7 protein-coding genes are annotated in these 7,426 nt (G+C 46.5%); 6 read left to right on the forward strand and 1 reads right to left on the reverse strand.

What is annotated here, in order from left to right; genetic code table 11:
- Positions 1-4: 4 nt before the first annotated feature.
- The 6 genes from nosZ to AYK67_RS06130 are packed head-to-tail and all read left to right on the forward strand — an operon-like array spanning position 5 to position 6,333.
- The gene (gene nosZ, locus AYK67_RS06105) at positions 5-1,933 is read left to right on the forward strand and encodes a TAT-dependent nitrous-oxide reductase (protein WP_068083745.1); all 1,929 of its coding nucleotides are present in this window, start codon (positions 5-7) and stop codon (positions 1,931-1,933) included.
- 3 nt (positions 1,934-1,936) lie between these two features.
- Positions 1,937-3,190, forward strand: coding sequence for a nitrous oxide reductase family maturation protein NosD (locus AYK67_RS06110; RefSeq protein WP_156453069.1), 1,254 nt, complete (start codon positions 1,937-1,939; stop codon positions 3,188-3,190).
- Positions 3,187-4,074, forward strand: coding sequence for an ABC transporter ATP-binding protein (locus tag AYK67_RS06115; RefSeq protein ID WP_068083747.1), 888 nt, complete (start codon positions 3,187-3,189; stop codon positions 4,072-4,074). The genes AYK67_RS06110 and AYK67_RS06115 overlap by 4 nt, the downstream gene beginning before the upstream one ends.
- Entirely contained in the window at positions 4,071-4,892 is an 822-nt protein-coding gene (locus AYK67_RS06120; protein ID WP_068083749.1) for an ABC transporter permease, read from the forward strand. Before AYK67_RS06115 ends, AYK67_RS06120 begins: the two co-directional genes overlap by 4 nt.
- Positions 4,889-5,410: a nitrous oxide reductase accessory protein NosL gene (locus AYK67_RS06125; protein ID WP_068083751.1), complete on the forward strand. Its 522-nt coding sequence runs from the start codon at positions 4,889-4,891 to the stop codon at positions 5,408-5,410. The genes AYK67_RS06120 and AYK67_RS06125 overlap by 4 nt, the downstream gene beginning before the upstream one ends.
- On the forward strand, positions 5,407-6,333 hold the full coding sequence (locus tag AYK67_RS06130) for an FAD:protein FMN transferase (RefSeq protein ID WP_068083753.1): 927 nt from the start codon (positions 5,407-5,409) through the stop codon (positions 6,331-6,333). Before AYK67_RS06125 ends, AYK67_RS06130 begins: the two co-directional genes overlap by 4 nt.
- A 378-nt stretch (positions 6,334-6,711) precedes the next feature.
- On the opposite strand, the gene AYK67_RS06135 is transcribed toward AYK67_RS06130, so the two are convergent.
- Positions 6,712-7,068, reverse strand: a complete 357-nt coding sequence (locus tag AYK67_RS06135; RefSeq protein WP_068083758.1) for a hypothetical protein — start codon at positions 7,066-7,068, stop codon at positions 6,712-6,714.
- Positions 7,069-7,426: the final 358 nt, after the last annotated feature.

The following is a 7,426-nucleotide window of genomic DNA, read 5'->3' on the forward strand; positions in this document are numbered from 1 at the left end:
AACTATGGGTGACAAAGTGAATAAGGTCAAACAAGAAGGCTTAAATCGCCGTCAAATGCTAGGCGCTTCTGCCGCTGGCGGGAGCTTGGCTCTGCTTGGTGCTGCTGGCGGTCTCGGCGGCACGATGAGCTCGGCTAAAGCTGCCACAGCAGGTGGCCGCAAGGTAGAGCTGGCCCCTGGCGAGCTGGACCCTTACTACGGCTTCTGGTCGTCTGGACAAACTGGCGAGCTACGGATTTTAGGCTTTCCTTCCATGCGCGAATTAATGCGTGTGCCTGTTTTCAACCGTTGCTCAGCAACTGGTTGGGGTATGACAAATGAAAGCCTTAAAGTATTAACTGAAGGTATGTTACCGGAAACCAAAGAGTTTCTAGCAAAGCAGGGAAAAAAAGCTTACGAAAACGGTGATTTACACCACCCGCACATGTCATTCACAGACGGCACGTATGATGGCCGTTACTTGTTTATGAACGACAAGGCGAATACACGTGTCGCCCGTGTACGCTGCGATGTCATGAAATGTGACAAGATTACCGAAATCCCTAATGCCCACGACATCCACGGGTTACGCCCGCAAAAATACCCACGTACCGGCTACGTATTCGCGAATGGCGAGCATGAAGCACCACTGGTAAATGACGGTAAGATTCTGGATGATCCTAAACAATATGTGAATATTTTCACAGCACTTGACGGCGACACAATGAAAGTTGCCTGGCAGGTAATGGTTTCCGGTAACTTGGATAATACAGATTGTGACTACCAAGGTAAGTATGCATTCTCAACCAGCTATAACTCAGAGATGGGTATGAACCTGGCTGAAATGACTGCATCTGAAATGGACCATGTAGTCGTATTCAACATTGCTGAAATCGAACGTGCCGTAAAAGAAGGTGATTATAAGGAACTGAACGGAATTCCTGTTATTGATGGCCGTAAAGGCTCCAATAAAAAGTATACCCGCTACATTCCTATTCCCAATAGCCCGCACGGCATCAACACCGCACCAGACCAAAAACACGTTGTTGTGAACGGTAAGCTATCGCCAACTTGCTCTGTCTTGGATGTGACTAAATTCGATGCATTGTTTGAAAGTGATGTGGATCCACGTTCCGCTGTTGTGGCCGAACCAGAATTGGGCCTTGGTCCTCTCCACACAGCTTTCGATGGTAAAGGCTTTGCTTACACTACACTGTTCCTTGATAGCCAAATGGTTAAATGGAACATTGATAAAGCAATTCGCAAATATGCCGGCGAAGATGTCGATCCTATCGTTTCCAAGGTTGATGTGCATTATCAACCAGGCCACAACCACTCAACAATGGGTGAGACCAAAGAGGCCGACGGTGAGTGGTTAATTTCACTTAACAAATTCTCTAAGGACCGCTTTATCAATGTTGGACCTTTGAAGCCTGAAAATGAACAGGTCATCGACATTTCAACCGATGATATGAAAGTGGTTCATGATGGGCCAACATTTGCGGAGCCACATGATGTTATCTTGGTGCGCCGTGACATTGTAAACCCAGATAATGCGTGGAAACGTGATGATCCGATGTTCGCCGATGCCGTTGCACAGGCAAAAGCGGATGGAGTTGATCTTGAAGCTGATAGTGTTGTCATCCGCGATGGTAACAAGGTTCGCGTTTACATGACATCTATGGCACCTGTTTTTGGCTTGGAAAAGTTCACGGTCAAACAGGGTGATGAAGTCACAGTATATGTGACGAACATCGATGATATCGACGACCTTACCCACGGCTTCACATTGGGTAACTACGGTGTTGCTATGGAACTTGCACCGCAAGCGACTGCATCAGTAACCTTTACTGCGGATCGCCCTGGTGTTCACTGGTATTACTGCCAATGGTTCTGTCATGCTCTGCACATGGAAATGCGCGGCCGCATGTTGGTTGAGCCAGTAGGAGCCTAATTCATGATCCAACGTTTTCTGGCAGTTCTTTTTGCTTTAAGCAGCCCATTTTCGGCTCTTCATGCCCAAGAGCTGCCAGCAACAGGTCAGGATCTTGCAAAGCTTATCGAAAAAACACCGAGTGGCGGGACATTACGTCTCGCCGCCGGCGAATATAATGGCCCTGTCCGTATAACGCGCCCCGTTAAGATTATCTGCTCGAAAGGTGCTTCGATAAAGGGGACAGAAAAGGGCTCTGTTATATCCGTTGATAGCGAAGGTGTCGTTGTGCGTGGTTGCCATATAAGCGGCTCTGGAAGCAGCCATGACACCATTGATTCTGGCGTACAATTAAGCAAAGCAGCCAAAGGTGCTGTAATTGAAAATAATAGACTAGAAGGGAATTTATACGGCATTGATGTGCATGGTGCGGCAGATGCAAAAGTAATTGGCAATACAATTATTGGCCGTCAGAACCACCGCATGAACAGCCGTGGTAACGGTGTTTATGTATGGAATGCACCTGGTGCAGAAGTGTCATACAATAATATTCGTTTTGGACGCGATGGTATTTTTACAAATACCTCCAAGCGTAACTTGTTTACACATAACCATTTTCAAGATTTACGATTTGCTGTGCATTACATGTACACACAAAACTCTACCGTTTCTCATAATATATCCATCGGTAATCACTTAGGTTATGCGATTATGTTTTCTAAAGGAGTGAAAGTGGAAGACAACGTTTCACTTCATGATCGTGACCAAGGCATAATGTTGAATTATGCTAATAATGGTACAATTAAAGGCAATTATGTCAGTGGCATTAAAGGGCGTTCGCTCTTTATATATAATGCCCACAAAAACGTAATATCCGGAAATCGTTTTGAAAATAGCGAAATTGGCATTCATTTTACTGCCGGCTCCGAAGGCAATACTATTTTTGGCAATGCTTTTATCAATAATAGACAGCAGGTTAAGTATGTCGGAAGTAAATGGGTAGACTGGAGCGCATCGGGGACAGGTAATTACTGGTCGGATCATGCGGCCTATGACATGAATAACGACGGCTTTGCCGATGCTCCTTATCGACCAAACGATACAATGGATCATATTTTATGGACGCAGCCCGCTGCAAAATTATTACTGGGCAGCCCGGCTGTGCAGCTGGTTCGCTGGGGACAAAAAGCCTTTCCTGCGACCCTTCCAGGTGGTGTTATTGACCGGCACCCTTTGATAAAACCTTTCAAGCCAAAGGCCATGGAGGCTGTACAATGACACTATCAATTCAAGGTGCCAGTGTACGGCGCGGGAAATTGGAGACGTTAAAAAACGTATCATTTGACATAAAGGCAGGCGAAAGAGTTGCCCTTATTGGCCATAATGGTGCTGGTAAAACCACACTCATGAAAGCTTGCCTGGGCTTACTTCCCCTATTTTCTGGGAGCATAAGCGTACTCGGCGATAAACCAGGTGGAACAGCAGCACGTGAAGCAACGGCATACCTGCCTGAAAATGTCAGTTTCCATCCTGCTCTAAGCGGTATTGAAGTTCTTTCTATGCTGGCAGCCCTCAAGGGTGCTGACGATAATATTCGCGATCTGTTGGATATAGTAGGATTACACGAAGCAGCAGAGCGAAGAGTTGGTACCTATTCCAAGGGTATGCGACAACGGCTTGGGTTGGCCCAAGTTTTACTGGCAAACCCAAAACTGGCAATTCTAGATGAACCAACAAGCGGCCTTGATCCTATTTCACGTAGTGATTTTTATCGCTTGGTTGATGGACTGGCCCAAAAAGGCTGCGCTGTACTCATTTCTTCGCATGCGTTAACCGAGCTCGAAGCCAAAACAGACCGGATAACAGTATTGCGTCATGGAGAACTTGTTGTAAGCGATAGCCTATCAGCGCTGCGAGCTGAGGCAGGCTTACCCATTAGATTCCATATACGAACAACTGTTGAAGCCGCCGATGAATTTGCCACTACTCTGGGCGGACAACGGGTTAATGGCCAACAAATAGAATTAAGCTGTTTACCAGAGCAAAAACTGGCAGTGCTTTCTCAAATTACATCACTTGGCTCTAAGGTTCTTGATGTGGATATCATTCCACCGCACCTTGATGACTTGTATCGTTATTTCAGCGCGGAGGAGCAACAATGAGAGCCATTTTAGCAATTGCCGCAAGTGAATTTAGAATATCCCGCCGCAATAATCTGCTACGCGCTTCTGTGGTCATCATGGTACTGTTCTCCTGCGCCTTAACCCTATTAGGCTCTGGTGCAACAGGTACGCTAGGGGTGGATATGCTCACAGCTTCAAGCGCTAGCCTTGCAACGCTTTCTGTCTATATTGTTCCCCTGATTGCGCTGTTATTGTCTTTTGACGCGATAGCGGGTGAAGTAGAGCGTGGCACGCTCGCCCTTGTTCTCACATATCCAGCGCCTCGCTTTTCTCTCATCATTGGCAAGTTATTTGCTCATTTACTTTCTTTGGCTGTGGCATTGGTTTTGGGCTATGGCGCTGCGATAGTTGTTACCATGTTTATGGGCGCTGTGAATGTGGCTGGTTTGCTGATTATGCTCAAGCTACTTTTTGGTGCTGTATTGCTCGGAGCTGCCTTTTTAGGACTCGGTTATGCATTGTCAGCTTGGTCACGAAGTGCTGGTGCGGCAGCTGGTTATGTCATTGGCGTATGGTTGGTCTTTGTGGTGCTTTACGATATTGGCTTACTGGCTGGTTTGATGGTGGATGCCAGCGATGGCATTTTTACGAAAGAATTCTTTCCCTGGTTATTAATCGCCAACCCAGCCGATGCATTTCGCTTGGTAACATTACCCAGCGGGCAAGCAGCCGAATTGGCTTCGGGCTTCGTAACATCCGCTAATGCTGTGGGGTTGGCTCCTTTACTCTCTTTAGTAATATGGCCCGTATTCACCCTAGTACTCGCATGGACAGCAATACAGAGGGTGGAGCCGTGAAAAAGTTCGTATTACCTCTTCTGTGCCTCTTGTTGACAGCTTGTAGTAGCGATGGCGAAAAGTCTACAAAACGACCTGGTGCCGTTGCACTCACTGCTGATGCAGTAAGCCACTACTGCCAAATGAATGTACTGGAGCATCCAGGACCCAAGGCGCAAATACATATTGCTGATGCACCAGCACCTTTGTTTTTTGCGCAAGTTCGCGATGCAATCGCCTTTCTTAAGTCAGAAGAACGTCCAGGTGAAGTTGTTGCTGTTTACGTTTCTGACATGGGCAAGGCAAAGAGTTGGGAACACCCAGGCATCCACAACTGGATATTAGCGCAAAATGCAATGTTTGTTGTTGGCGCTCATCAAGCTGGTGGTATGGGGGCCCCGGAGGTGGTGCCATTCGGTAGCCTAGAAAAGGCCAATTTATATGCCGCTAGAAAAGGTGGACGCGTGATGACCCTTAAAGAAATTCCGAGTGAGGCAGTTTTAGGCGGAATTAATCTTTTTCAGGAGAATGAGCAATGAAGCGCAGAAGATTTATAAAAATAATGGCAAGTGCCACTGCCTGCTGTGCGTTACCGAGCCTTGCTTTTGCTAGTACTCAAAACAGCAACCAATGGCATGGGGTTGCATTGGGTGCCAAAGCATCGCTTTATATCGATCACCCTGATGCCTCCCGTCTTATCAAGCTGGCGCATAATGAAATTCTCCGATTAGAAAAGACTTTTAGCCTTTATCTTAATACCAGTGTCATAAGCCAACTAAATCGTAAGGGCTACGTGGAAGAGGTGCCCTTTGAGTTGCTAGAATTGCTTTCATTAGCCCAGCAAGTCCATAACGCAACGAATGGGTATTTTGACCCAACAATTCAGCCCGTATGGCAGCTATATGCGCAGCGGGCCATGCAAGGCCGTCGACCAACATCAGAAGAAATATCTGCTGTACACAACCTTGTAGGTTTTGAAAGTGTTGAATTCAATGCCCAACGCGTTGCCTTTCAAAAACCGGGAATGGCTCTTACGTTTAATGGTATCGCCCAGGGCTTTATTGCAGATAAAGTGAAAAAACTACTGGTGGAAGAGGGATTAGAAAATGCCCTTATTGAAACCGGTGAAATTTATGCTCTCGGTCACAAAGCAGGCTCCAAGCCATGGCGTGTGGGTATAAGTAATGGTGGCGCAAAGCCTGTAGAGACCATTGCCCTGAGTAATCAAGCCGTTGCCACCTCTTCACCCAATGCAACACTGTTTTCTGAACAAGCAGGCGCCGGTCATATACTTAATCCGCAAAATTGTATGCCTGGTGATAAGTGGCAATTAATCAGTGTTACAGACAGTTCGGCAGCAATTGCCGATGCACTTTCGACAGCCCTCTGTTTAATGGATGAGCAAAGTACTCAAAAAGCTCTAGAGCACTTCCCAAATGCCCGACTGGTCGTGCAATCCTAACTCATAGCTGTGGCCCGTTGCGGGCCACATGCCTTTTGTGTGCTTCAATGAAATACCATTGTGCTTTAGACACCCCATTAAAAGGAAAGGATAATTTTGAGTGGTCACAACATTGGCCAGCCCAACTTAAAATGCCCGATATAATTGCGCTAACCATAACAAATACCCACAATAAGCAGGGCCCGATACACTTAAGTATCAGACCCGCTTTGTTATAGGGCAAATGAATACTCAATTATCTATTAAAAGTGTGAGCAATTACGATGGGCGTTGATGGTTTGGATGCCTCTCCCTTTGTCCGTGAGATCAGATCTCACCATTCTGGCACATTCTGATGCCGCCGGGGTGGGGCATCCAAACCATCAACGCCGCAACCTCTTATTCGCCATCATACTCTATTGTTGTCTCTAAAGCACTTCTTAGCCAATCCCAAAAATTGACTTCTGCTTGCTTATCTTCATAACCAGGACTAGCAAAGTCATGTATTATAACGACTCCTGGTCTATCTTTTTCCCAACATGCAACATCATCATTATCTTCTCGGCGGGCAAACGGAACTAGGGAGCGCGTTGGATAACGCTCCTCTAAACCATTGAGTCTAACCCTGAGCTGCTCATACTGTAAGATAATCCACGGATCAAAATCCAATAATCCTTGATCAACTACCCTTAAAAAATCTTTCGGATAGTTGAACCATGCAGGTGTCTCAGAGGCATTTAGTAACTGTTCGTCCATTTAATCTATAGATCCTGTGAAAGGCGAGCCATTAGGATAAGTATTGCGGAAAGACGAACTCTGCTTGCCTATTCTCAACTGGACTGCGTCTCCCCAAGTTCCCTCCAAGTTTTGAGAGGATCCTTGTTTTCTATTTAAGCCTCATGCGGCCATTTTTTCCAGTCGGTTTTGCCGCGCAAATTCGGCTGGGGTTAGGTTGTCCAAAGACGAATGCGGTTGACCTGCCCCCCATAATCTCCTCCAGTTTATGATAGGCTTCTACCTAACTGATGTGCTCCCCAATTTTCCCCCGGTCGGGAGGTAGAGATTTCTGGACCAAATCAGGAACACGGGCTGGATGCGTATTCCGATTTCATCA

It is taken from the genome of Polycladidibacter stylochi, from assembly GCF_001562055.1.
Lineage (GTDB): Bacteria > Pseudomonadota > Alphaproteobacteria > Rhizobiales > Stappiaceae > Pseudovibrio > Pseudovibrio stylochi.

Excerpts from the sequence above, each read along its gene's own strand:
- AYK67_RS06120 (WP_068083749.1), top strand. The coding sequence starts at position 4,071 with ATGAGAGCCATTTTAGCAATTGCCGCAAGTGAATTTAGAATATCCCGC.
- AYK67_RS06135 (WP_068083758.1), bottom strand. The coding sequence starts at position 7,068 with ATGGACGAACAGTTACTAAATGCCTCTGAGACACCTGCATGGTTCAAC.
- AYK67_RS06115 (WP_068083747.1), top strand. The coding sequence starts at position 3,187 with ATGACACTATCAATTCAAGGTGCCAGTGTACGGCGCGGGAAATTGGAG.
- nosZ (WP_068083745.1), top strand. The coding sequence starts at position 5 with ATGGGTGACAAAGTGAATAAGGTCAAACAAGAAGGCTTAAATCGCCGT.
- AYK67_RS06110 (WP_156453069.1), top strand. The coding sequence starts at position 1,937 with ATGATCCAACGTTTTCTGGCAGTTCTTTTTGCTTTAAGCAGCCCATTT.
- AYK67_RS06130 (WP_068083753.1), top strand. The coding sequence starts at position 5,407 with ATGAAGCGCAGAAGATTTATAAAAATAATGGCAAGTGCCACTGCCTGC.